The following is a 25,222-nucleotide window of genomic DNA, read 5'->3' on the forward strand; positions in this document are numbered from 1 at the left end:
TTTAAAAGCGTACTTTTAGTAAAAAGTTTAAAATGAAAAAAGCATTTAAGCTCTTAATTGCACTCATTTTAATAGGTGCAGGCATTTACGTGGCTGGTCCAAGGCCGACACATCCAATCTACAGCACGCAACTCCCGGCTGTTCCTGGCATCCCCCAGCTCGAAGCCTATGTAAAGCGACTCGAATCCCAGCATAAAATTAAATCTGGCAACGAAGCCGAAATTGTGTGGGCAGACAGCAATCTCAAACAGCAAACTGAGTATGCGGTAGTTTACCTCCATGGATTCTCGGCTTCTAAAGAAGAGGGCAATCCTGTTCATTACCACCTGGCCAAAGCCCTGCACGCCAACCTGTACCTGGCGCGACTGTCCGACCACGGTATAGATACAGTTCCGGCCATGGAATACATGACAGCCGACAAACTCTGGGAAAGTGCAAAGCTGGCACTCGAAATAGGAAAACGCCTGGGCAAAAAGGTCATTCTTGCAGGCACCTCAACCGGCGGTACGCTTGCCCTTAAACTGGCGGCCACTTATCCTGAGGTGAACAGCCTGGTCCTGCTTTCGCCAAACATCAGGATAAACGACAGGCTGGCCTTCCTGCTGAACAACCCATGGGGATTACAGCTGGCACGGCTGGTAACCGGGGGCAAAGACAGGAGTTCAGAGGAAAAAAAGCTGGAATATGCAAAATACTGGTACACAAGCTATCGCCTGGAATCGACTGTTCAGCTTCAGGAACTGGTAGAAAGCAGCATGAACAGGGCTGTTTTTGAAAAAGTAAAACAACCCTGTCTTTTGTTATATTACTATAAAAATGAAAAAGAGCAGGATCAAACTGTGAAGGTAGATGCAGAACTCTGGATGTTTAACCTGCTGGGTACGCCTCCTGCGTTAAAAACCAGTGTAGCCATACCCAATGCAAGAGACCATGTAATAGGTTCTTACATCACCTCTAAAGATATCCCTGCCGTTCAAAAAGCTGTAAACAGCTTTGTTCAGCACATCCTTAAGGTGAATTAGGCTTTCATTGCTTTCGAAGGACAGGCAAAATCTGTACGTTTCAGCCCTGTATTTTTAATGGCTCCATAACCACCCGCAATATCAACAACCTGCTCAACTCCCCTGGCCTTCAAAATAGAGGCTGCAATCATTGAACGGTATCCGCCGGCGCAATGAATGTAATAGGTTCCATTATGATCGATCTCGCTGGTCCAATCGTTGATATAATCCAGGGGCCGAGTCATGGTCATTTCCAGGTGTTCCGACTCATATTCTCCGGGTTTTCTTACATCAAGCACCTGAATGTTCTGATCTTCTTGTGCAATGCTTTCAAATTCAGCAGCGCTGATCGATTTAACCATATCGATATCCTTGCCAGCCTGCTGCCAGGCGGCAATGCCACCCTTCAGGTAACCAATGGTATTGTCATAGCCCACCCTGGCCAGGCGGGTAATTGCTTCTTCCTCCTTGCCTTCATCACAAACCAGCAGCAAAGGCTGTTTAAGGTCTGTAACCAGGGCGCCCACCCAAGGTGCAAACTGTCCGTTTAACCCTATGTTTACCGAAGAAGGCACAAAACCTTTGGCAAATACCTGAGGATCCCTGGTATCCAGCACCAATGCCCCGGTTAAATTGGCCATGGCCTCAAATTCCACAGGTGCCAATGGCTTTAACCCTTTCTCATAGACTTCATCAAAACTCTCGTAGCCATTTTTATTCATGGCTGCATTTTTAGCGAAGTATTGCGGGGGAGGCAAAATGCCGTCCGTAACTTCTTTTATAAACTGTGCCCTGCTGGTCGCTTTAAGCGCATAGTTCACCTCCCTTTGATGGCCAAGGGTATCAAATGTTTCCTTGCTCATATTCTTGCCACAGGCCGATCCGGCACCGTGCGCAGGATATACAAGCACATCATCCGGAAGGCTAAGGATCTTCTGCTGTAAAGAATCATAAAGGGTTCCGGCCATATCTTCCATGGTCAGATCGCCCTGCTGCGCAAGGTCAGGTCTGCCTACATCTCCAATAAATAAGGTATCTCCTGTAAAAATACAATACGGTTTTCCGTTTTTGTCGGTAAGCAGATAGGTTGTCGATTCGGGCGTATGCCCTGGTGTATGCAGCACGGTAATGGTCAGCTCACCAACTTTAAACTGTTCGCCATCGCTGGCAATATGCGACTCAAAAGAGGTTTTGGCGGTAGGGCCGTATACAATTGCAGCGCCCGATTTGCCGGCCAGGTCTACATGCCCGGAAACAAAATCGGCATGAAAATGAGTTTCAAAGATATACTTGATGACGGCATTGTCTTTCGCAGCTTTTTTAAGATAAGGTTCAACTTCTCTTAAAGGATCTATAATTGCAGCTTCGCCATTACTCTCAATATAATAGGCCGCCTCGGCCAGGCAGCCAGTATAAATTTGCTCTATCTTCATTACAGTTTTTTTATGAAATACAAAAATAAGTTTTTTATCCGACAGTCAGTTCACCGCGTAGCGACTGCTCCATCAGTTTAACGACCTCTTCATTGCTATGTCCCTGCGCCATTAGGTACATCAGCTTGGTAATCGTAGCCTCAAAAGTCATGTCATAACCGCTTACCACGCCCATTTCCTGCAGCTTTTTACTGGTTTCATATTTACCAAGCTCTACAGATCCGCGCTGGCATTGCGAAATGTCGACAATGATCTTACCACTATTTATGGCTTCCTGCAGACAATTGATAAACCATTCTGCCGTGGTCGTATTGCCCGAACCAAAGGTTTCCAGTACAATCGCATCTACAGATGAATGGGTAATGGCCATGACTGCCTGTTTGGAAATACCTGGGTACATTTTTAAAACCCCGATGTTCGAATTAAAATCGAGCAATACCTGTAACTCCTTTTCAGGCTGTGGCAAAATATAATTGTTAAAGAAATTAAGGTGTACACCAGCCTCAGCAAGCACAGGGTAATTGGGCGAGCGAAAGGCCTCAAATTTTTCAGAATTGTATTTGATAGAACGGTTGCCCCTGAACAACTGGGCATCGAAATAAATGCAGACTTCCGGAATCTTGGCTTTGCCATGCTCTTTGGTTGCTGCAATCTCAAGTGCGGTGATCAGGTTCTCTTTGGCATCTGTCCGGATCTCCCCGATAGGCAGCTGCGAACCGGTAAGAATAACCGGTTTACTCAGGTTCTGCAGCATAAAGCTCAGCGCCGACGCCGTAAATGCCATCGTATCGGAACCATGCAGGATCACAAATCCGTCAAACTCATCGTACCGGGTAAAAATCAGTTGTGCCAGTTCGGCCCAGATATCGGGGTGCATGTTCGACGAGTCCATTATCGGATCAAAAGAATGTACCTCAAGGTTATAATTCAACCTGGCCAGTTCCGGCACATTTTGCTGGATCTGTTTAAAATTAAACGGAATAAGCGTACCGGTATCAGTATCATTAACCATACCTATGGTCCCGCCGGTGTATATGATGAGTATTTTGGTCATGTTTTAGATTTTAAAGATGCTGATAGAATTGGCCGTAGTTACTTCCGCTATTTCTTCCACGCTGGCTCCGTATATTTCAGCAAGCTTCTCTGCAATATGGATCAGATAGCTGCTTTCATTTGGCTTACCCCTGTAGGGTACAGGTGCCAGATAAGGGGAATCCGTTTCCAGCACAATGTGTTTTAGCGGAACAGCTTTCAGCACCTGGTCGAGCCCCGCGTTTTTATAGGTCACCACCCCACCTATGCCCAGATAAAAACCCAACCCAATAGCTTTATTTGCCTGCTCCAGCGTTCCTGTGAAGCAATGAAAAATCCCCCTCAGCAATTCATCCTTTTCCGCTTCCAGTATTTCAAAAATCTCGTCGAAAGCTTCCCGGCAATGAATGACGATCGGCAGATCGAGGTCTTTGGCCCATTTGATCTGTTCACGGAAAGCGGCTTGCTGAAACGGCAATGTGCTTTTATCCCAATATAGGTCTATCCCAATCTCTCCAATGGCATAAATGTCCCGGTCGGCTATGCTCTGGCAGATTTCGTCCAGCACTTCCTCATAATTATCCTTTACATCACAGGGGTGTAAACCAGCCATCGCGAAACAATTTTCGGGATATTGCTGTACCAGGCTATCGATTTTGGCTATCGATGCAACATCAACATTAGGAAGGAACAGGCGTTTGACCTGGTTATCAAAGCAACGCTGCATCAATTGGTTCAGTTTTTCCCCATCCGTCTCGTAATACAGATGTGTATGGGTGTCAGTTAAAAGCATTGGCGAAGTTAATAAAAACCAGCCGAGCTTAACAAATAAAAAACCCCGCCAGTTTAGACCGACAGGGTTTCTTTACCTTTATGATCTGCCTGAAGGCAGTAAATAAGGTTTATTTTTTTACAGTTGGGGCTGGTGTTACCGGAGTAACGGTTGCCCCCGGAACTGTAGCTGGTGCAGCTACCGGCTTTTTGATGTCAGTTAATTCTACTTCAAATACAAGCGGAGAAAAAGGACTGATACCGCCCTGAGGCATACCACCTTCACCGTAAGCCAGGTTAGAAGGAATGATCAAAGTGATCTTTCCACCTTTACCGATCAATTGCAAGCCTTCGTCAAATCCAGGGATCGCACGGCCCAAAGTAATCGGACGTGGTCCGTATTGTGCCATTGCATGGAATTTACCTGTTTCTTTAGCTACTTTTTCATCACTGGTATCGAAGACATTGTCTTTGCCGTCAGATTTTTTAGTAGTTAGTTTACCGGTATAATTCACCATCATGGTATCACCCAGAACTGGCTTAACTGCATCACCGGGTTTGCTGATCACATACTGTAAACCAGAAGCCGTAGTTGTAGTTTTCAGGTTGTTGTCTGCGATATATTTTTTGATCTTTCCGGCTTCAGCACCTTTCTTTTTCTCTATGCTGGCTTTGTAGTCTTTCTCAAAAAATTCTCTTGCTTTTTTCTGGAAGGTGGAATCCGCTTCACCGGCTGCTTTAGCCAATACTTTTTCCACTTTAACCGTAAAAACAATATACTTATCTTTTGTACCCTGAGGTTTTGGCTGTCCGCTGCGCGCTGCCATAGTATCCAGATCCAGTTTAAATGTAGCACTATCGCCTTCTCCAAATAAGGTAAGCACATCGTTCATGTCACCTGCATATACTTTTTTAGCTACAGGGAATACCTGCGGCTGCTCCATATCCCAGGTATTGAACATCACAGAATCTTTTTCACTTTTCTGGATAAAGTTCAATTTTACAATATCACCCTCTTTAATTTTTGTACCTCCGCCATCTTTATGAATGATGTACGAAAGACCTCCCGGACCTTTTTTGTAGTTGTTACAAGCAGCTAAACCAAGTGCAGCTGCGAAAAGAATTACTATACCTTTCTTCATGTGGTTTTTTAAATTATTTTTTTGTTGTTCTAATTTTATTGTAATAATTGGTTTTTATAATCAGTTAAAAGCGCCTTAAATTCCTGAACAGTGTCTACTAAATTCTTATCAGAAAAGCCTCCGGCGGCATTTCTATGCCCACCACCATTAAAATATTTCTTGCAAATCTCATTTGCAGGAAAATCCCCGGTGGAGCGCAAAGATAATTTAACTTTATCAGTTCTTTCAATAATAAATGCAGCCAATTTAATACCATTGACCGACAATGCATAATTCACAATCCCTTCAGTATCACCAGTAACGATCTGGTATTTCTGAAGTTCTTCCTTAGTTACCGTAATAATAGCAGTGTTGAACTCTCTCAGGATCTCCAGCTTTTCGCTTAAACAATGGCCCAGAAAGCGTAATCGGTTTTCTGTGGCATTATCGTATACCAGCTGGTGGATGCGCCAGTGTTCTGCCCCCAGGTCTATCAGATCGGCAGCAATACGGTAGACTGCCGCGTTGGCAGATTCAAACCGGAAGGATCCCGAATCGGTCATGATCCCGGTATACAGGCAGGTGGCAATATCTTTGTTCATCATTGCACCGTCCTCCAGTTCGTTTACAATAAAATCATAAACCAGTTGTGCTGCTGCGCAGGCATTGATGCTCCAGTGGCGGTAATCGTCAAAATCTTCCGGATCCAGATGGTGGTCGATCATAAGCTTATAAGCTTTTGAAGCCCTTACCAGTTCCCCCAGTTCGTTGATCCTGCCGAGTGTATTAAAATCGAGACAGAAAATAAGGGCAGCCTCTTCTACCAGCTTTGCCGATTGCTCCTGTGCTTCTGTATAAATGATCACATCAGAGTTATTGGGCAGCCAGTGTAAAAAGTAAGGGTAATCAGTGGGTGTAATCAGTTTAACGTGATGTCCCCTCTGAATCAGGTAAGCATACAAACCTAAAGACGAACCCATCGCATCACCATCAGGTTTATGATGCGTTGTAATTACAATTTTCTGTGGCGTAGCCAGTAAAGATTTTATTTCTGAAATAGATAGCATAAGTTTCGGCTGCAAAGCTAGTAATTTAATTATATTTAAGGCGCTCCGGTTTATCTCTGTTTCAAACTTTAATATTTAGCGTATAAAACGTAATTTTGCAAAAAATTAATATAAAAGATGAGTACAAACAGAACTTTCACCATGATTAAGCCTGATGCAGTTGCAAATGGCCATATAGGTGCTATAATTAATGACATCACTACTGCTGGTTTTAAGATCATAGCCTTAAAGTACACCAAATTAACACCAGAAACTGCCGGCCAGTTTTATGCTGTTCACAAGGACCGGCCTTTTTATGGGGATCTGGTAAGCTTCATGTCTTCAGGTCCAATCGTTGCCGCTATTCTTGAAAAAGACAATGCTATTGAAGATTTCAGGAAACTGATCGGGGCAACCAATCCTGCCGAAGCTGCTGAAGGTACAATCCGTCAGAAATACGCCAAATCTATTGATGCAAATGCTGTTCACGGTTCAGATTCAGATGAAAACGCACAGATTGAAGGCGATTTCTTCTTTACTGCAGCTGAGCGTTTCTAGATAAAAGAAAAAACACGAAAACGATTAAAATAAGCGCCCCAAAAAGGTGCTTATTTTTTTATAAAGTTTGTACCTTTCGGGCACAACAAATAGAATAAATGAAGAAGATCATCATTACACTTATGCTCCCTCTTTGTGCCGTGGCAGGAAATGCGCAGACTAAAGCCAAAACAGGCACGGCAAAAAAAACAACTGCAACCAGCAAAACCCCGGTAAAGCCTGCCGTTGCGGTGTTTAAAACTACGCTCGACTCTGCAAGTTACGCCTTTGGCAATACCATGGCCAGTAGCATGAAGAACGACGGGCTGAACAGCCTGAACTACGAACTGCTGGTTAAAGGTCTGAAAGATGCTTTTGGCGGTGCAAGTCCACAAATCAGCCCTGAGAAATCGCAGATGGCCATTGCGAACCTGTTTAAAACCGTCAGCAGACAAAAACATGCGCCGGCCATTGCCGCAGGTAAAGCCTTTCTTGAAAACAACAAGAAAAAACAGGGAATACAAGTTACACCAAGTGGATTGCAATATGAAGTGATCAATAGGGGAACAGGCATCAGGCCGAAAGCCACGGATACCGTATTGGTAAATTATAAGGGAACCCTGACCAATGGTAAACAGTTCGACAGTTCTTACGACAGAAACGAGCCACTTTCGTTACCGCTAAACGGGGTTATTGCAGGCTGGACCGAAGGTCTTCAGCTAATGCAGACGGGCTCCAAATACAGATTGTTTATTCCCTACGAACTGGGCTATGGAGAACGTGGTGCCGGAGCCGATATCCCTCCTTACAGCACCCTGATCTTCGAGATAGAGCTACTTAAAGTAAACGGGAAATAAGCGTTTAGAAAACCATTGTCGTAGTTTGTTGTTAATAAATAACATCAAAACTATGAACTTATGACAACGAAAAGATATTTTCCATTGGCCATTATTGCATTCCTTTCTACAACCCTGGCCAGCTGCGAGCTCATCGAAGGCATTTTTAAAGCAGGGGTGTGGACAGGCGTAATTGTGGTTGTACTTGTACTGGCATTAATTATCTGGCTGATCAGTAAAGTTTTCGGCGGATAACAGGCCTAGAGAAATACAATTTCAGTAATCACTTCAGATCCGGCACGTTCATTTATTTTTTGAATGATGCCGGATTTTACCATCAACAGTTCATTCTTAATTACTGAAGATTCAATCCTTACAAAGAGTTTTTTCTGCGAAACATAGATCTGGGTAGTCCGGTTGGCTATTGCTTTCCCCATCAGGTCGGGCCATAGCGCCACAACAGAGGTCTCGTCAAATTTCCCCTTCAGCTTGTATACATTGAGCAGTTTGCCAATGCCTTCTTTTAATGTAATATCGTTAGGCTTACGCATGATTTATTGCTCCATTATTTACTTCAAACAAAGTTACCGGCACATCAATTTTATTAAAAACCGCCAGCAGCCTTTCTTTTCCCGTATCTGTTATAAAAATCTGTCCGAAATCCTGATGTGAGACCATTTCCATCAGTTTCTGCATCCGGTTGTCATCCAGTTTATCAAAAATATCGTCCAGCAACAGCAAAGGTTTAAAACCTTTATATTTCTGAAGATAAGCATATTGAGCGAGTTTAAGTGCAATTAAAAAAGATTTCTGCTGTCCCTGAGAACCAAATTTCTTCAAAGGCATATCCGATATGGTAAATACCAGTTCATCCTTATGGATACCAACCGTAGTCCTTTCCAGTATCTTATCCTTTTCAAAAGACTGCAGCAGCAATTGTTCAAATGCACTATCGTTCAGCTGACTTTGATACAGCAGTGCTACCTGTTCTTTATCATCAGTCAAAAACTGATAGTAATTGTCAAACAATGGGATGAACTCCCCCATAAACTGCTGCCGTTTCGCATAGATCTGCATACCCGATGCCACCAGCTGTTCATTGTAAATTTCCAGCAGTGTGGGATCGTAGCTCCTGGTTACCGCTATCTGCTTCAACAGGGCATTGCGGTTCATTAGCTGCCGGTTGTACATAATCAACTCGTCCAGGTACTGTGTATCCGTCTGCGAAATCACATTGTCCATAAAACGCCGGCGTTCTTCGCTCCCTTCCATAATGATATTGGTATCGTACGGCGATATCATGACCAGCGGGAACAGGCCAATATGACTGGCCAGCTTATCGTATTCTTTTTTATTGCGCTTGAATTGTTTTTTCTGGTTACGCTTAACCCCGCAAGTAATTTTTTCGTTCTTCCCCTGACGTTCAAAATCGCCCTGGATCAGAAAGAGGTCCTGCCCCGATTTGATCTGTTGGGTATCGATAGGGTTAAAATACCCCTTGCACAGGCACAGGTAATGAATGGCATCCAGTAAATTTGTCTTACCAGCCCCATTGTTACCTACAAAAGCATTTACAGTTTTAGAAAAACTAACATTTGCGTCTGTGTAGTTCTTAAAATTAAGAAGGGTAATGTTTTTTAACCACATAGTATCAGTAGCAAAGTTACCGTTTAGCTTTGTGAATACGATGATTTGTTTTTATTGAATTAACGCTCAGTTCATTAATTTTATTTAAATACTTGAAAAAGGGGTTGATACTTTGATGTAAAAACGTATTTTTGCAATCCTTAATTTTTTAAAATAAAATGTCTGTAACAGAAAAAGAAATAAATCAGCCGGTAAGAAAAGGCTCTTTTTTAGAAGAAAATTCGAAAAGCCTTTTATTCATTGCAGGTGCAATTGTTGTATTGATAGCCATTTACTTCTGGTATCAGAATGTATATCTTAAAAACAGGGCCGAAGAAGCTTCTGCAAAAATGTATAAAGCAGAGCAATACATCGGCGGGCCGGATTCCCTGGCCAACAAAGCCATCAATGGTGAAGGCGGTTACCCTGGTTTGGAGAAAATTGCTGAAGAGTACGACAATACCAAGTCTGCCAATCTGGCCAATTTATACCTTGGGGGGATTTACCTACGCAAAGGCGAATACAAAAAAGCCACTGAAGTTTTAGGGAAATACACCGAAACAGGAAGTGCAATTGCAGATCCATTGGCATTAGGCCTTTTAGGTGATGCCTACAGCGAGCTGAAAGATTATAAACAAGCAGCAACTTATTATAAAAAGGCGGCTGACAAAGCCAGCAACAAATTTACCTCGCCTATGTTCCTTAAAAAATTAGGCTTGGTTTACGAGAACATAAAAGATTTTAAAGGTGCAGAAGAAGCCTATACGAAAATTAAGACACAATATCCTGACAGCCAGGAAGCAGCAATGATAGATGAATACATTGCCCGTGTTGCAGGCCAGGTAAAATAAGCCAGACCAAAAAAAATATGGCCTTGTACATGTGAAAATGTACAAGGCTTTTTTTTGCAATTTGTCAAATCTTTCCCAATTTAGCAGACACAAATAAAACCGAATAAGATGTACCGCAGCATAGATGATTTCCTGAAAGACTGGAAAAATGAAGAAGCTTTTACCATTCGCATTTTTGAACTGATCACAGCCGCTACCAAAAGCGAAAAAATTCATAAAGATGTTCGTTCATTGGAACGTTTAGCCTGGCACCTTACACAGACTTTAACTGAGATGGGTACAAAAGCCGGTTTATTTGCAACCGATACGCTTGAGCATGTTGCCATCCCGTCTACCATGGAAGAGGTCATTGCTACCTACAAAAACAATTCGGAGTTATTGGCACGCGCAGTCCAGCTCAAATGGACCAGTTCTTCTCTTACAGACCTGATCCCAATGTATGGCGATCAATGGGCAAAAGGTAAGCTCCTGCAGATATTTATCTTACACCAGGCGCACCACCGCGGGCAAATGACTGTCATTATGCGCGTTCTGGGTTTACCTGTCCCCGGCTTATATGGGCCGTCGAAAGAAGAATGGCTGGAAATGGGCCTGCCGGCAATGGATTAAAGCCATGAAAAAAATCGTCGTACTCACAGGTGCCGGCATCAGTGCCGAAAGCGGATTACAGACCTTCAGGGATGCCGATGGCTTATGGGAAGGCTACAACATCGAAGATGTGGCTACCCCGGAAGCCTGGAAACGCAACCCAGAGCTTGTACAGCGTTTTTACAATGAAAGACGCAAATCTGTAATCGAAGCGCAGCCAAATGCGGCACACAAAGCCCTGGCAACGCTACAGGAACAGTACGAACTATACATTATTACCCAAAACATTGATGACCTCCATGAAAGGGGTGGCGCAAAAAATGTACTCCACCTGCACGGGATCATTACCCGTTCACAATCTGATGTGGATCCTGCAGTCACCTACCCTATAGACGGCTGGGAGATTAAACCCGAAGAGGTATGTGAATATGGTATGCAATTGCGGCCGCATGTAGTATGGTTCGGAGAAAATGTACCTAATCTGCAACCCGCCGCTAAAATCTGTTCAAAAGCCGATATCTTTGCCGTCATCGGCACATCACTTGCCGTTTATCCGGCAGCAAGTCTTACAGACTATGTACCTGCTACCGCGATGAAATATGCCATCGATGTAAAAATCCCATATATCAAAGGCGATTTCAAAAAAATTGAGCAGCCTGCAACTATCGGTGTGCAAATGATGGTAAATGAACTCCTGGCAAAATAGCAGTTTAAATGATTTTTCGCTAAGTTTGCGGCATGGCAACACAATTAAAAAACCTATCCGATTTTTCTCATACTACGGTACCTGATGGCAGCCCTTATAAATTCGCTATTGCGGTGGCCGAATGGAATGCAGAAATCACTGGCAGCCTTTACAATGGTGCTTTACAAACCCTGCTTAAACATGGCGTAAAGGCCGAAAATATCATTTCAGTACCCGTACCCGGAAGTTTTGAACTGACTGCTGCAGCGGAGATACTTTTACAGAAACACAAAGACCTTGATGCAGTAATTTGCCTGGGTTGTGTCATACAAGGTGAAACCAGACATTTCGACTTCATCTGCGACGCAGTAGCTAATGGCGTCAGCAATGTAGGCATTAAACACAGTAAAGCTGTAATATTTGGGGTATTGACTACCGATAACCAGCAACAGGCTATAGACAGGGCGGGCGGCAAACACGGCAATAAAGGCGATGAAGCTGCTATTACAGCGCTAAAAATGGCGGAACTGACCGCTACCGTATAACAAACTTTGATTCTTTGCTTAAAAACTGTAAATTAGTACTCATATATCATTAAGAAAACCAATACAGATGAAGAAAGTTGCAATCCTATTGCTTGGCGTTTTTTTTGCAATAACTATTTTGGAAGCCTGCTCTAACAAACTTTGCCCTGCTTACAGTTCTTATCCTGAAGGCAAAAGAAGAAGAGGTTAACAAAAAAGCTGATAGCATAAAAAATGATGGAGATGGAGTGGAAAAATATTACACGGGCCGAACAGGTGGCCGAAATTCAGCAACAGGACGGATATAGCTTAATTTTTAAGCACAGTACCCGTTGTTCAGTAAGTGCAATGGCCAAAAGACGTTTTGAAATGGACTGGTCTGTTATACCTGAAAACACCTCACTCTACTTTCTGGACCTGATCAGCTACCGAGACATTTCTGCTCAGATAGCTGATACCTTCCAGGTGCATCATGAATCTCCGCAAATCCTGGTAATCAAAAACGGCGATTGCATATTGGATGCCTCACATAGCGATATTTCGGCCGATGAAGTGGCCGAGGTCATTAATAGTTAAAACTTACAGTTTTCCTGATATCAGGATGTAAACTATACATCACCGGACAGGTATTGGCCGATCTTTCAATGATCGTTTTCTCCTTTTCCGAATAATTGTTGGCCGGGAACTGAAAATTCACTACAATTTCGGCTACCCGCCTTGGGTTTTCCGCCATAATTTTAGTGATCTCACAAGTTGTCCCGTCAATGTTAAAACCATGCTCATTGGCTGCAATGCCAACAATGGTCAGCATACAATTGCCCAGCGAAGTGGCCAGCAGATCGGTAGGCGAAAATGCTTCGCCTTTTCCTTTATTGTCAACCGGTGCATCGGTAATGATTTCATTGCCCGAACGCAGGTGAACAGATGTGGTCCTTAAACCACCATTATAAGTTATTCTTGAAGTGCTCATGATGTAAAATTAAACAATCCTGCGTAAATCATTATTATTTATAAAATATCCCGGCAATTGTTAACTTTAAGTACAGATAAACACAAACACCATGAAAAAAATCATCTTTCTTATCCTCATCAGCATCAGCGGATTAACAGCATGCAACACGATGAAACAAAACAAATCTGCAGGCAAATTAACCGGAGACTGGGTATTGAATTACATTACAGGCCCAAGAATTGCCTTCGATGGCCTGTTCCCCAATGACAAACCAACAATTAATTTCAAAGAAAACCCTGAAATCATCAGCGGCAATACCAGCTGTAACGGTTTTAGCTGTAAGCTTACCATTAAAGGGAACAACATGAGCATATCACAGCCCGGCCCCATGACCATGAGGTACTGTGAAGGCGGCGGCGAAAAAGTATTTTTAGACATGCTGCAAAAAGTAACCGGTTACGATGTACAGGGCAATACCCTGGTCATGCTGCAAGGTGACATTGTGGTTATGCGCTATACCAGGAAATAGGTTTTTGTTTACATGCGGTAAACATTTCATGTTTATAACAATTCAAACCTATTGCGTAACTTTGCATCATGATCGCATTACCGGTTGTTTCAGAAAACCAAGTACAACGTAAACCAGACTGGCTTAGAGTAAAGCTTCCTGTTGGCAAAGAATATGCACAGGTACGCAGTCTTGTGGACACCCACAAGCTGCACACCATTTGCGAAAGTGGCAATTGCCCGAATATGGGCGAATGCTGGGGAGCCGGAACGGCTACCTTTATGATCCTTGGTAACATCTGTACCCGATCCTGCTCTTTCTGCGCCGTTGCCACAGGCAGGCCACTAGCAGTTGATACAGATGAACCTAACCGTGTAGCCAACTCAGTGAAGCTGATGCAGGTCAAACACTGTGTAATCACTTCGGTAGACAGGGATGACCTGAAAGACGGAGGGTCGATCATCTGGGCCGAAACCCTGCAAGCCATCAGAAGGGAAAGTCCTGAAACGACATTGGAAACCCTGATCCCTGATTTTAAGGGGCAGTGGGACAACCTGTACCGTGTACTGGAGGAACGCCCGGAGGTGGTATCGCACAACGTAGAAACTGTACGCCGTTTAACCCGGCAGGTGCGCATACAAGCCAAGTACGACAGAAGTCTGGAAGCTTTGAAACGCATCTCAGAATTTGGATTACGTACTAAGACTGGTATCATGCTGGGCCTTGGTGAAACTGAAGCAGACGTATTGGAAGCCATGGACGACCTGGTAGCGAATGGTGTACACATTTTAACACTGGGGCAATACCTGCAGCCTACACGTAACCACCATCCTGTAGTAGACTGGATCCACCCTGATCAGTTTGAAAGATACAAGGAAATCGGATTGGAAAAGGGCTTAAAGTATGTAGAAAGTGGTCCGTTGGTGCGTTCCTCTTACCATGCAGAAAAACACCTGTTCGATTTTTAGCGAAACTACCTCAAAAACCTTTTAACGCTTAGCGGCAGCTGTGCTGCAAGGCTGGATGCTGTGATGTTGTGATGATCTACAGCCAATTCATCTCCGGCCTTTCCGTGAAAATAGCAGCCCAGCAAGGCAGCAGCTTTGGCGCTATAGCCCTGGGCAACATAAGCCGCAATAAGCCCTGTAAGCACATCCCCCATGCCCCCCTGGGCCATAGCCGGATTTCCGGTCGGGTTAATCAATACATCCCCCTCCTGATCCACAATAAAGGTAAACTGGTTTTTCAGTACAATGACAGCACCCAGTTTTTTTGCCATTGTCCTGGCCGTTTGCAACCTTTCCCACCAGTTCTTGTGCTTACCAAACAGGGTATCAAATTCCTTTAAATGTGGTGTAAATATGGAATTTTTTGCCAGGTGAAAAAGCAGGTCTGCCCTTTTAGACAGGATATTTAACGCATCGGCGTCGGCAACAACAGGGACTTTTAAAGTTACCAGTTCCTCAATAATGCCTATCACTTCCAGATGTTTCCCTAAACCAGGGCCTATGGCAATGGCATTGTATTTTTTTAATGATTTTATCTTGACCAGCTGCTTGCGCTCCAGGTACATCACCTCAGGGAGTACTGAATTTAAGGCAGTAAGTCCACTTTCGGGCACAGACAGGGTAGTCAGGCCGGCTCCCCCATACAAACAACCACTTGCACACAGCAGGGCGGCGCCCATAGTTTTGATGTCACCAGCAATGAGCAGGGCATGACCATAAGTTCCTTTATGGGAAAAAGCTCTTCTAGGCTTTAAAATGGTAGCAATGTCGGCCTGATTGATCAGTTTATAAGGCGAACTGTCCGCTTCGGTACCAAGCTTATCCAATCCTTCATCTACCAGCTGCAATTTGCTGTCGGCATCAGAATCAGGCAGAAAGCTATTTAAAAATACTGCCATAACGTTTATTTTACAGGCCCATTTCCTTTTTCAGGAATTTGCCGGTCAGGCTGATCGGGCTTTGGATCAGGCCTTCGGGTGTTCCTTCAAATATGATCCTGCCCCCCCCGGCACCGCCTTCCTCACCCAGGTCAATCACCCAGTCGGCTACTTTTACCACATCCAGGTTGTGCTCAATAACCAATACAGTATTTCCCCTGTCAACCAACTCGTTAAGCACACCCAGCAACACATTTATATCCTCAAAATGCAGGCCAGTTGTGGGCTCATCCAGAATATAAAAGGTATTGCCGGTATCTTTTTTGGAAAGTTCTGTAGCCAGCTTCACCCGCTGGGCCTCACCGCCAGACAAAGTGGTAGACGATTGCCCCAGTGTAATGTAGCCCAAACCAACATCTTTTAATGTTTTGATCTTCCGGTAAATGGAAGGCATATGTTCAAAGAAATCACAGGCATCCTCTATACTCATATCCAGCACATCGCTGATGGATTTACCTTTGTAACGCACTTCAAGTGTTTCGCGGTTATACCGTTTGCCCTGGCATTCCTCGCAGGGTACCTGCACATCGGGCAGAAAATTCATTTCTATAACCTTCATGCCCCCACCCTGGCAGGTTTCACAGCGCCCGCCTTTTACATTGAAAGAAAAACGTCCTGGCTTATACCCTCTTATCTTGGCTTCAGGTAACTGAACAAATAAATTCCGGATGTCTGAAAACACGCCGGTATAGGTAGAAGGGTTGGAACGTGGTGTACGGCCAATAGGCGCCTGGTCAATCTCGATCACCTTATCTATTTCCTTTAAGCCATTGATTTTTTCATAAGGCAAAGGATGCTTCTTAGCCCGAAAAAAATGATGGTTCAAAACAGGGTATAAAGTCTCCGTAATCAGACTGGATTTTCCACTCCCTGATACCCCGGTTACGGTTATGAACTTACCCAGCGGAAAGTCAACGGAAACATCCTTCAGGTTATGACCACTGGCCTTGATGATGGAAAGTTTATGGCCGGTTCCTTTTCTGCGTTTTTTAGGCACCTCTATGCCTTTTTTGCCATTAAGATAAGCGGCAGTAAGGGTATCTGATTTCAGGATTTCATCCGGACTACCCTGCGCAACAATTTCACCGCCATGCACCCCAGCAGCCGGACCAACATCGATTACGTAATCCGCTTCCAGGATCATATCCTTATCGTGCTCCACCACCAGAACCGTATTGCCCAGGTCACGCAGGTTCTTTAAAGCGCCGATCAGGCGTTCATTGTCGCGTTGGTGCAGCCCAATGCTCGGCTCATCCAGAATATACATTACATTCATCAGCTGCGATCCGATCTGTGTAGCGAGTCTGATCCTTTGCGCCTCTCCACCCGAAAGGGTACGTGCGGTACGGTCTAGCGACAGGTAATTCAAACCTACATCACTCAGAAAACCCAGTCTTGCCCTGATCTCTTTCAGGATCTCTTTGGCTATGGTATTCTGGCGCTCAGAAAGCCTGCTCTCCAGGTCTACATACCATGCCCTGATGCTGCTGATGTCCATCTCAGCCAGTTCAAAAATATTCTTGCCGTCAATTTTAAAATGCAGGCTTTCTTTTTTTAATCTTGCCCCGTTACAAACCGGGCAGGTTTTCAGTTTTCTGAAAGCCTCCATGTCATCAACAGCCCCCTCACCCTTGCGTTCCTGCTGCTCTTCCAGCAATTTAATAATGCCATCAAAAGTGATCTGGTAATTCTGTACATTCCATTTGTTGTACTCTACAGCCACGGAAAGCAACTCAGGCGAGCCATTCAAAATGATATTGATGATGTCATCGCCCAGTTTTTCAATTGGGGTCGACAAAGAGAAATTATATTTTTTTGCCAGGGCTTTCAAGACCTGAAACATCCAGATGTCGCGGTATTCGCCCAAAGGGGCAAGCCCTCCGTTCATGATGCTCAATTTAGGGTTGGGCATCACTGATTCTTTGTCTACCACAAAGATATAGCCCAGGCCGTCGCAGTTCTCGCATGCCCCATAGGGCGAATTGAAGGAAAAGCTGTTGGGTTGCGGCTCGTCATAGGAAATCCCTGTTGTAGGGCACATCAGAAAGCGGCTGAAGTGGGATACATTGTTGTCCTTGTCGCTGATGTTAATGATGCCTTTGCCTAAGCGCATCGCGGTTTGCAGCGAATCCTGCAGCCGCTTTACATCCTTACGGTCGATGATCAACCGGTCTACCACAATCTCAATATCATGGATCTTGTATCGGTCTACCTGCATTTTAGGTGTAATGTCCTGGATATCCCCATCAATGCGCACCTTTACATAACCCTGTTTACGGATCTGCTCAAACAATTCCCTGTAATGCCCCTTACGCCCTTTTACCACTGGCGCAAGAATATTAACCGGCATATTACCGAATTTATTGAAGATATTTTCCAGGATCTGATTCTCGCTCATGCGCTCCATCTTCTCCCCCGTATTGTAGGAGAAAGCATCAGCTGTACGCGCGTACAACAAACGCATAAAATCATAAATCTCGGTAATGGTACCTACGGTAGAGCGCGGGTTTTTACTGGTGGTTTTCTGTTCAATGGCTATCACAGGGCTCAAACCGGAAACTTTATCTACATCCGGTCGTTCCATCCCTCCCATAAATTGACGGGAATAGGCACTGAACGTTTCCATATACCGGCGCTGTCCTTCAGCGTAAATGGTATCAAAGGCAAGTGATGACTTTCCGCTTCCGCTTAAGCCGGTAATGACTACCAGTTTATTTCTTGGAAAAGAAATATCTATATTTTTAAGGTTATGCACCCTGGCCCCATACACTTCAACATCTTTTTGCTCGCCAAGGTCAACGGTATTTTTGCTCATATATATTTAAAAAAATGATACTGAATCTATACGTTAAAGGTCATATTTTTTTCAACTGCAAAAATGCTAAAAATTTTATCATTTTCACAGCATACTTACCATACAATTGTTGTACCGTCTTCAGTAGGATGTCCCGTACAGATCAATACCCTCCCGGCAGCAATTTCATCGTCCATCAGCACCTCATTATAATCCATTTCCACTCCTCCCTTAATACAATTGGCTGTACAGGTACTGCATATCCCGGCATGACAGCTGTAAGGCAGATTGATTTTTTTTTCAAGCGCTGCATCCAGTATGGTTTTGTTATAGGGAACAGCCAGGTGGTAAATATTGTTCTGAAAATTCAGCACTACGGTATAGGTATTGGTATGCCTGATCTTTTTCTCGGTTGCATCATCTTCATCCAGTTCATCTTCAGGAAGCACAAATGTTTCCCTTTTGATCTGGGCCTGGTCAAAACCCAGGTTAAGCAATGTGATCCGGCAGACATCCATATAGTCTATTGGACCGCAGGTATACAGCAAAGTATCACTTTTATCGAATTCCAGGTTTTCGGCCACAAGCCTTTCTATAAGCGGGCCGTTCAGGCGTGCCATCATCAGGTTTTGCGATTGGCTAAAAACATACACCACTTTAAAACGGTCCGGATATTGTTCCTGCCAGGTGTTCAGCTCTTTGTAGAAAAGTGTTTGTTCAGCGGAACGATTGCTGTAAATCAAAATGAGTTTGCTGTTCTGTTCACGCACAAGTGCGGTTTTCAGGATGGCAAATAAAGGGGTAATCCCAACACCCGCAGCAAACAGGAATACAGTTCTTTTGATTTCAGCATCCGGCTGGTAAAAAAATCTCCCGCTCGGCTCAACAGCGTTAAGCACATCCCCTAGCGATGTTTTATGGTGCAGCAGCCGGGATATTTCCCCGTTTTCCACACGTTTTATGGCAATCGCCAATGGCTCATCTGTATCGGGTGAACTGCATATGGAGTAAGATCTTCTCAATTCCTTTCCGTTTACATCAAAAACAAGGGTCAGAAACTGTCCGGCAAGGTAGGCTGGTTTTTGTCCGCCTACCGGTTCAAAACTGATGATCAGTGTTTCACCCGGACAAAAGGTCATTTCGGTTATGCGCAGTTTGATCATTACCATAGCGCGGTAAAAATAACAAAAAAACGCTTACGATGACCTCTGGCCAGCCATCACTGTATTCAATTTTATTGATCAGCATCTTTCTGTCGGTTCCCGCTGCCTTTCCTGTTCTATGGTCAACTCTTAAAGCATGATAAGCAATTTTCTTTTCAGTATCATGTACTTTATTTTTTGGTTAGCGACCGGATCAGCTCCACCTCATCCTGTCTATAGGCCGATCCGTCTGCATTAAAGATATCATGGAACCAGATTTTAGGTTCTGCACCGTTTGGTATAGGGGTATCCCAGGCATACTTGGTATTGGTTTTACCCGCCACCAAACCCCAATTGTATGCACCGATATGTTCTTTTTTAAGTAGCGGCATGATATTGCCAAACAGACTGTTTCTTGTTCTGGCCATATATTCGGTACAAATAAGTGGACGATCAGATACGCTCCTGAGTGCATCAATCCAATGCTGGTGGTCTGCAGGATCCCCATAATTATGGTAAGTGGTGATATCAGAATTTCGGATCTGATAATCAGACAATTCTTTCAGGTCCCGCTTCCATACGCCCACAGAGAGTGGCTGATCGGGATCAACTGTACGTCCCCACTCAAACACTTTTTTTAACAAATCCATACTTTTATTACCATAACCCGAATTGCCTGGCTCATTGTACAAATCCCAAAGCACAATTCGCTTGTCGTGTTTAAAGGTTGCCAGGATATCCTTTACATAAACCTCCAGCGTATCCACCAATTTAGGGTCTTCGTGATAAAGGTCTCCCGGATCCCTAACCCAGCCCGAATTGTGGATTCCCGGCTTAGGACCGGGCTGGGCTCCTGTTTTAAAAGTTGGGTTCCAGCAATCATCAAACAACACGAATAGGGTAGAAATATGGTGTTTATCTGAAATATCCAGATAAGTCTTTACTCTGGCCTTAAAACCTTCCCGGTCTTTCTGCCATGCGGCATGATGTAAATAAACACGCATAGAGTTCATTCCTATACCCTCAGCAAAGCCCAGTTCCCGATCTATCGTTGCAGCATCAAAAGTTTCCTTTTGCCACATCTCCAGCTGGTTAATGGCAGTACTTGGAATAAAATCGGCACCACGCAGCCATCCCCATTGCGCATACCATTTATTGGCTTTTTCTACTGTCCATATTTCTCTGGGTTGCTTGTTGACTTGTCGGGTTTGCGTTTGTGCATAGGCCTGAAACACCAGGGCAAATAACAATAGCGATAGATAGGTTTTTAGGTCTCTCATTGTTTGTGATTTTTATTATTCTTGATTTTTTATTGTGCTATTACAAAGGATCAGCAGCTGTGTCCGCTACTACAGGCCCTTTGATCGTCCATACTTCCGTATTTGCAGAATAAGCTTGCTTTAACATTGGGACCATAAATCCCATTTTCCAGTAATAGCAGACAGGCAAACGGATGATCCGCCGGTTTAATGCATGAGGATCGGCCATGCTGACAACCTTATATCTGATGCAATTAAAACCAAAGCAGACCAGCACGCCTGCCTGGCCACTTTTAACAGAATTAATTCAGGTCGTTAAAGCCTTTGCTTGTAGTAGTTTTTTTCATACAGACATTTTTTAGTTTGGTTTAGTTTGTCTATTTGTTAATGGTGCTAATAGAAGAATTAATATTTGATCCTGCTGATCAAATGTTGTACAATTTGTATCAAAAATGTGTCTATTATTGGTCTGAATAACTGATACATTTTATATTCGTTTATCTGAGTTTTAGAACTATCTTTAGGATAACCACAACAAACCTGATATGTACACCAACATAACCAAACTATTCCTTGTATTTTTTTTGCTGTTCAGCGTGGTAAGCATTGGTTACAGCCAGTCGTACTCCTTCAGGCACTACCAGGTGGAGAACGGTCTATCTTACAACTCTGTGATCTGCAGTTTACAGGACAAGAAGGGATTTTTGTGGTTTGGCACAAAAGATGGCTTAAACAGATTTGATGGTTATACATTTAAAATATTCAGAAATGATCCCGATAATCCGGAAAGCATCGGCAACAATTTCATCCACAGCTTGTATGAAGATAAAAACCAGACCATTTGGGTTGGCACACTCGCCGGGCTCTATAAATACGATCCACTTAAGGAAAGCTTTAGCCTGGTTTCCCCTTCAAAAGGATATGACATCAGAGATGTAAATGCAGACAGCCGGGGAAATATATGGTACATAGCAGGCTTGTTCCTTTCCCGCTACAATGAAAAAACAAAGCAGAACATCACCTACAGGAACAAAGCACATCCAGGAACAACCTCTCTCAGTATCAGTGAAAGAGACGAAATATGGGTATCATCAATGGATGGTTTCATTCAAAAATATAACCACGCAACAGATTCATTCAGCAATTACAGCGTTTTTGACAAATCTGAACCCGCTATATCCAACTGGATAGAAAAGATTTACAATACCGGAAAGGGATCCATATTGGTAGGCACCTCTAATCAGGGCATCAAAATCTTCGATTTGAAAACTTTAACTTACAAAGAACTTTTAACCTCCAACGCCGACCAAACTGCCATTTATGCCCGTGATTTTATGGATATCGGAAACGACGAATACTGGATCGCCACCGAGTCTGGATTGTTTATTTACAACCTAAAAACGGGCCGGTATAAAAACCTGCGCAATAAATTTAACTATCCCTATTCCATTTCAGATAATGCTGTATACACCTTATGCAAGGATAAAGAAGGAGGGATTTTTGTCGGAACTTATTTCGGGGGCGTAAACTATTATGCAAAGGAATTCACTTCCTTTGATAAATTTATTCCACAGACTGGTAACAACAGCTTAAGCGGCTATGCCGTGAACGAAATATGTAGCGACAAAAAAGGGAATCTCTGGATTGGTACAGAAGATGCCGGGTTAAACAAGCTGGATCTTAAAACAGGACAGTTTAAACATTTTAAACCAGGAAGCAAAAAAACCAGCATCAGTCATACCAATATCCATGGCCTGCTGGCTACAGATAATGAACTATGGATCGGGACTTTTGAACACGGGCTGGATGTCATGGACATCAACACCTCAAAGGTAATCAGGCACTACCGGGCAGGAAAAGCTCCAAATCAGCTAAAAAGCAATTTTATTGAATCCATCCTTAAAACAAGTACAGGCGATATCCTGCTGGCTAGTTCTTATGGACTGTACAAATACAACAAACTTAGCGATGACTTCAGCCTGTTGAATGAAGTGCCTGGAAATTTGCATTACCATCATGTGCTGGAAGATCGCTCTGGCAACATTTGGGTAGGATCATCAACGTACGGCCTGTATGTTTTCACCGTAGCCAACAAACATTCCATAAACTACAAATCGGAAGAGAACAATACAAAAAGCCTGAGCAGTAATGCCGTCAACAGCATTTTTCAGGACAGCAAAGGCAATATCTGGATAGCTACAGAAAACGGGCTCAACCGCTTTAATGAAAAAGAAAAAAATTTCACCAGGTACTCCATTAAAAATGGCTTTCAGAGCAATGTTTTCTACAGGATTTTGGAAGATCAAAAGCAGAACCTATGGATCAGCACCTCGCGTGGACTTGTATGTTTTAGTCCAGATGAAAAGATAACACTATACACCAGATCCAATGGTTTGTTGAACGATCAGTTCAACTATGGTTCGGCGTATAAGGATAAGAATGGCCGGATGTATTTTGGCAGCGTTAAAGGAATGATCAGCTTTCTGCCAGATGGCTTTAGAAAAAACCTGTTTGTTCCACCAATTTACATTACAGGCTTCCAGGTGTACAACAAAGAACTGCAAATCGGTCAAAAGAATTCTCCTTTAACCCAATCCATCAATTTTACCAAAGTATTGAACCTTGAACACCACCAATCCACATTTAGCATTGATTTTGCGGCCTTAGGATTTACTGCGCCCGAAATGACAGAATACACCTATACCATGGAAGGTTTGGACCAAAATTGGACTTACCTTAAAACCAACAGGAAAGTTTATTTTACTAATCTTACACCGGGTACGTATACGTTTAAGGTAAAAGCAACAAATAGCAGTGGCATCTGGAATCCCAATATCATCAGTCTTAAAATCATCATCGCCCCCCCTTACTGGGCAAGCCCTATGGCCTACCTGCTTTACTCCATCATGATGGTAACGGCCCTATATTATGGGATAAAATATTACCATCAAAGGACCAGTGATAAAAATAAAAGAAAGATTGAGCGCTGGGAGTCTAAAAAGGAAACAGAGCTTTACCAGGCTAAAATCGAGTTTTTCACTTATGTTACCCATGAAATTAAAACACCCCTAACCCTGATCAAAGGTCCTTTAGAGGAAGTGATGCGCCATGCAGAAGCCATGCCCCAGGTCAAAGAAAACCTGACGACCATGGAAAAAAACACCAACCGTCTGATAGAACTGACCGATCAACTCCTGGGCTTCAGAAAAGCTGAGATTGAAGGCTTTAACCTCAGTTTTGTAAATGTAAACATCAACGACATTCTGAAAGAGAACTGTTCCAGGTTCAAAACAGCTATTGAACATAAAAAACTGGAATTAACTGTAGATTTACCAGAGATACCACTCTATGCTTATGCCGATCCAGAAGCACTAAATAAGATATTCGGTAATCTGATCGATAATGCGGTAAAATATTCCAAAAGCGAAATTTCGGTAAAGCTGGTCACCTATGAGCACAATTTTGTGATCACCGTAGCCAGTGACGGCAAAGTTATTCCAGAAAATTTCCGGGAAAAGATCTTCGAACCCTTCTTCAGAATGACCAGTGCAGGATCGGAAAGAGGAACAGGAATTGGCCTGCCCCTGGCCCGCTCCCTTACTGAATTGCATGAGGGGACTTTGCGACTAAAAAATGAGGATAAAAAATACAACAACTTTGTATTGACCCTACCCATACGCCATGAACAAGAATTTAAAATCAGTTTAACAGAAACAAGCCCTATGGCAAAAAGCGTCTTACAAAAAAGAGGCGCGACAAATTGTCCCATCATTTTAGTCGTAGAAGACAATACAGAGATCAGTACCTTCATTGCAGGTAAATTAGCTAAAAATTTTGTGGTATTACAAGCTGGAAACGGACAGGAAGCGCTGGATATCTTAAAAGAAAAAAGTGTCCATCTGATCATCAGCGACATCATGATGCCGGTTTTAGATGGAATAGCATTGTGCAGGGCGGTGAAAGAGAACCTGGAATACGCACACATACCGATCATCCTGCTCACCGCCAAAAACACCTTGCAGTCTAAGATAGAAGGCCTGGAAGTTGGTGCTGATGCCTACCTGGAAAAACCTTTCTCTCCCGATCATTTGTTAACCCAGGTTTCCAATTTACTGGCAGGCAGGGATAAAATTAAAAACTACTTTGCAGGTTCTCCGCTGGTTCACATCAAGAGTATGGCCTACAATAAAGCAGATGAGGCTTTTCTGGAAACACTTTATGAGGCTATCCGTAAAAATCTGGACAACAAATCCCTGGACGTAGATCAACTGGCCGAGATCATGCACATGAGCAGGCCAACTCTATACCGGAAAATCAAGGCCATTTCCAACCTTTCACCGCACGAGCTCATTAACATCACCCGACTTAAACAGGCAGCCGAGCTCCTGGTCGAAGGCAACCATAAGATCCTGAAGATCGCTTCCATGACGGGCTTCAGTTCTCAGGCCCAATTTGGGAGATCTTTTCTTAAACAGTTTGGCATGACACCTTCTGAATATGCTGCATCGAAGCACCTGATCACAACTGATTAATAGTTTACAGCGTATGGTTCATAGGAGACTTGAACAGAA

At 43.5% G+C, this 25,222-nt stretch carries 25 protein-coding genes; 12 read left to right on the plus strand and 13 right to left on the minus strand.

Going from position 1 to position 25,222, the window contains the following annotated elements:
• Positions 1-32: 32 nt before the first annotated feature.
• Positions 33-1,022 (plus strand): alpha/beta hydrolase, encoded by a 990-nt coding sequence (locus B9A91_RS07460; protein WP_084237730.1) that lies wholly within the window; start codon positions 33-35, stop codon positions 1,020-1,022.
• On the opposite strand, the gene B9A91_RS07465 is transcribed toward B9A91_RS07460, so the two are convergent.
• The 5 genes from B9A91_RS07465 to B9A91_RS07485 all read right to left on the minus strand — a co-directional run bounded on the left by B9A91_RS07465 (position 1,019) and on the right by B9A91_RS07485 (position 6,425).
• Complete coding sequence (locus B9A91_RS07465; protein WP_084237731.1) at positions 1,019-2,434, minus strand: MBL fold metallo-hydrolase; 1,416 nt, start codon at positions 2,432-2,434, stop codon at positions 1,019-1,021. The genes B9A91_RS07460 and B9A91_RS07465 overlap by 4 nt on opposite strands.
• 34 nt (positions 2,435-2,468) lie before the next feature.
• Positions 2,469-3,488: an asparaginase gene (locus B9A91_RS07470; protein WP_084237732.1), complete on the minus strand. Its 1,020-nt coding sequence runs from the start codon at positions 3,486-3,488 to the stop codon at positions 2,469-2,471.
• A 3-nt stretch (positions 3,489-3,491) separates the two neighbouring features.
• On the minus strand, positions 3,492-4,259 hold the full coding sequence (locus B9A91_RS07475; RefSeq protein ID WP_084237733.1) for a TatD family hydrolase: 768 nt from the start codon (positions 4,257-4,259) through the stop codon (positions 3,492-3,494).
• A gap of 109 nt (positions 4,260-4,368) precedes the next feature.
• Positions 4,369-5,379: an FKBP-type peptidyl-prolyl cis-trans isomerase gene (locus B9A91_RS07480; protein WP_084237734.1), complete on the minus strand. Its 1,011-nt coding sequence runs from the start codon at positions 5,377-5,379 to the stop codon at positions 4,369-4,371.
• A 35-nt stretch (positions 5,380-5,414) separates the two neighbouring features.
• Positions 5,415-6,425, minus strand: a complete 1,011-nt coding sequence (locus B9A91_RS07485; RefSeq protein WP_084237735.1) for a DHH family phosphoesterase — start codon at positions 6,423-6,425, stop codon at positions 5,415-5,417.
• 117 nt (positions 6,426-6,542) lie between these two features.
• Here B9A91_RS07485 and B9A91_RS07490 point away from each other — a divergent pair, with 117 nt between their 5' ends.
• From B9A91_RS07490 to B9A91_RS24205, 3 genes are all read left to right on the plus strand, one after another.
• Positions 6,543-6,962 carry a nucleoside-diphosphate kinase gene (locus B9A91_RS07490; RefSeq protein ID WP_084237736.1) on the plus strand — a complete coding sequence of 140 codons (420 nt, stop codon included), beginning with the start codon at positions 6,543-6,545 and terminating at the stop codon, positions 6,960-6,962.
• A gap of 98 nt (positions 6,963-7,060) precedes the next feature.
• Entirely contained in the window at positions 7,061-7,798 is a 738-nt protein-coding gene (locus tag B9A91_RS07495) for a BamJ family beta-barrel-assembly machinery protein (protein ID WP_084237737.1), read from the plus strand.
• 60 nt (positions 7,799-7,858) lie between these two features.
• A complete protein-coding gene (locus B9A91_RS24205) occupies positions 7,859-8,032 on the plus strand; it encodes a hypothetical protein (RefSeq protein ID WP_200815612.1) in 174 nt (57 codons plus the stop codon).
• Between the two features lie 5 nt (positions 8,033-8,037).
• Here B9A91_RS24205 and B9A91_RS07500 read toward each other — a convergent pair whose 3' ends face one another.
• Entirely contained in the window at positions 8,038-8,328 is a 291-nt protein-coding gene (locus B9A91_RS07500) for a DciA family protein (protein ID WP_084237738.1), read from the minus strand.
• Positions 8,321-9,424, minus strand: a complete 1,104-nt coding sequence (gene recF / locus B9A91_RS07505) for a DNA replication/repair protein RecF (RefSeq protein WP_084237739.1) — start codon at positions 9,422-9,424, stop codon at positions 8,321-8,323. The genes B9A91_RS07500 and recF overlap by 8 nt, the downstream gene beginning before the upstream one ends.
• Before the next feature lie 158 nt (positions 9,425-9,582).
• On the opposite strand from recF, the gene B9A91_RS07510 reads away from it, so the two are divergent.
• From B9A91_RS07510 to ytxJ, 5 genes are all read left to right on the plus strand, one after another.
• Positions 9,583-10,254, plus strand: a complete 672-nt coding sequence (locus tag B9A91_RS07510; RefSeq protein ID WP_084237740.1) for a tetratricopeptide repeat protein — start codon at positions 9,583-9,585, stop codon at positions 10,252-10,254.
• A gap of 108 nt (positions 10,255-10,362) precedes the next feature.
• Positions 10,363-10,863 (plus strand): DinB family protein, encoded by a 501-nt coding sequence (locus B9A91_RS07515; protein ID WP_084237741.1) that lies wholly within the window; start codon positions 10,363-10,365, stop codon positions 10,861-10,863.
• Positions 10,864-10,867: 4 nt separating this feature from the next.
• Positions 10,868-11,548, plus strand: coding sequence for an SIR2 family NAD-dependent protein deacylase (locus B9A91_RS07520; protein ID WP_084237742.1), 681 nt, complete (start codon positions 10,868-10,870; stop codon positions 11,546-11,548).
• 32 nt (positions 11,549-11,580) lie between these two features.
• Complete coding sequence (gene ribH, locus B9A91_RS07525) at positions 11,581-12,072, plus strand: 6,7-dimethyl-8-ribityllumazine synthase (protein ID WP_084237743.1); 492 nt, start codon at positions 11,581-11,583, stop codon at positions 12,070-12,072.
• A gap of 222 nt (positions 12,073-12,294) precedes the next feature.
• On the plus strand, positions 12,295-12,627 hold the full coding sequence (gene ytxJ / locus B9A91_RS07530) for a bacillithiol system redox-active protein YtxJ (protein ID WP_084239624.1): 333 nt from the start codon (positions 12,295-12,297) through the stop codon (positions 12,625-12,627).
• On the opposite strand, the gene B9A91_RS07535 is transcribed toward ytxJ, so the two are convergent.
• The gene (locus tag B9A91_RS07535) at positions 12,617-13,021 is read right to left on the minus strand and encodes an OsmC family protein (RefSeq protein ID WP_084237744.1); all 405 of its coding nucleotides are present in this window, start codon (positions 13,019-13,021) and stop codon (positions 12,617-12,619) included. The genes ytxJ and B9A91_RS07535 overlap by 11 nt on opposite strands.
• Positions 13,022-13,112: 91 nt before the next feature.
• Here B9A91_RS07535 and B9A91_RS07540 point away from each other — a divergent pair, with 91 nt between their 5' ends.
• Both B9A91_RS07540 and lipA read left to right on the plus strand, forming a co-directional pair.
• Entirely contained in the window at positions 13,113-13,532 is a 420-nt protein-coding gene (locus B9A91_RS07540) for an META domain-containing protein (protein ID WP_084237745.1), read from the plus strand.
• A 68-nt stretch (positions 13,533-13,600) separates the two neighbouring features.
• A complete protein-coding gene (gene lipA, locus B9A91_RS07545) occupies positions 13,601-14,479 on the plus strand; it encodes a lipoyl synthase (protein WP_084237746.1) in 879 nt (292 codons plus the stop codon).
• A gap of 5 nt (positions 14,480-14,484) precedes the next feature.
• Here lipA and B9A91_RS07550 read toward each other — a convergent pair whose 3' ends face one another.
• The 5 genes from B9A91_RS07550 to B9A91_RS24100 all read right to left on the minus strand — a co-directional run bounded on the left by B9A91_RS07550 (position 14,485) and on the right by B9A91_RS24100 (position 20,880).
• Positions 14,485-15,417, minus strand: coding sequence for an NAD(P)H-hydrate dehydratase (locus B9A91_RS07550; protein ID WP_084237747.1), 933 nt, complete (start codon positions 15,415-15,417; stop codon positions 14,485-14,487).
• Between the two features lie 10 nt (positions 15,418-15,427).
• Positions 15,428-18,271 (minus strand): excinuclease ABC subunit UvrA, encoded by a 2,844-nt coding sequence (gene uvrA / locus B9A91_RS07555; protein WP_084237748.1) that lies wholly within the window; start codon positions 18,269-18,271, stop codon positions 15,428-15,430.
• Between the two features lie 95 nt (positions 18,272-18,366).
• Positions 18,367-19,413, minus strand: coding sequence for a ferredoxin--NADP reductase (locus tag B9A91_RS07560; protein ID WP_317043321.1), 1,047 nt, complete (start codon positions 19,411-19,413; stop codon positions 18,367-18,369).
• 170 nt (positions 19,414-19,583) lie between these two features.
• On the minus strand, positions 19,584-20,672 hold the full coding sequence (locus B9A91_RS07565; protein ID WP_084237750.1) for a glycoside hydrolase family 2 TIM barrel-domain containing protein: 1,089 nt from the start codon (positions 20,670-20,672) through the stop codon (positions 19,584-19,586).
• 40 nt (positions 20,673-20,712) lie between these two features.
• Positions 20,713-20,880 carry a hypothetical protein gene (locus B9A91_RS24100; protein WP_159451662.1) on the minus strand — a complete coding sequence of 56 codons (168 nt, stop codon included), beginning with the start codon at positions 20,878-20,880 and terminating at the stop codon, positions 20,713-20,715.
• A gap of 316 nt (positions 20,881-21,196) precedes the next feature.
• On the opposite strand from B9A91_RS24100, the gene B9A91_RS07570 reads away from it, so the two are divergent.
• Positions 21,197-25,183: a hybrid sensor histidine kinase/response regulator transcription factor gene (locus B9A91_RS07570; protein WP_084237751.1), complete on the plus strand. Its 3,987-nt coding sequence runs from the start codon at positions 21,197-21,199 to the stop codon at positions 25,181-25,183.
• The last annotated feature ends 39 nt before the right edge of the window (positions 25,184-25,222 follow it).

Source organism: Pedobacter africanus (assembly GCF_900176535.1).
GTDB lineage: Bacteria > Bacteroidota > Bacteroidia > Sphingobacteriales > Sphingobacteriaceae > Pedobacter > Pedobacter africanus.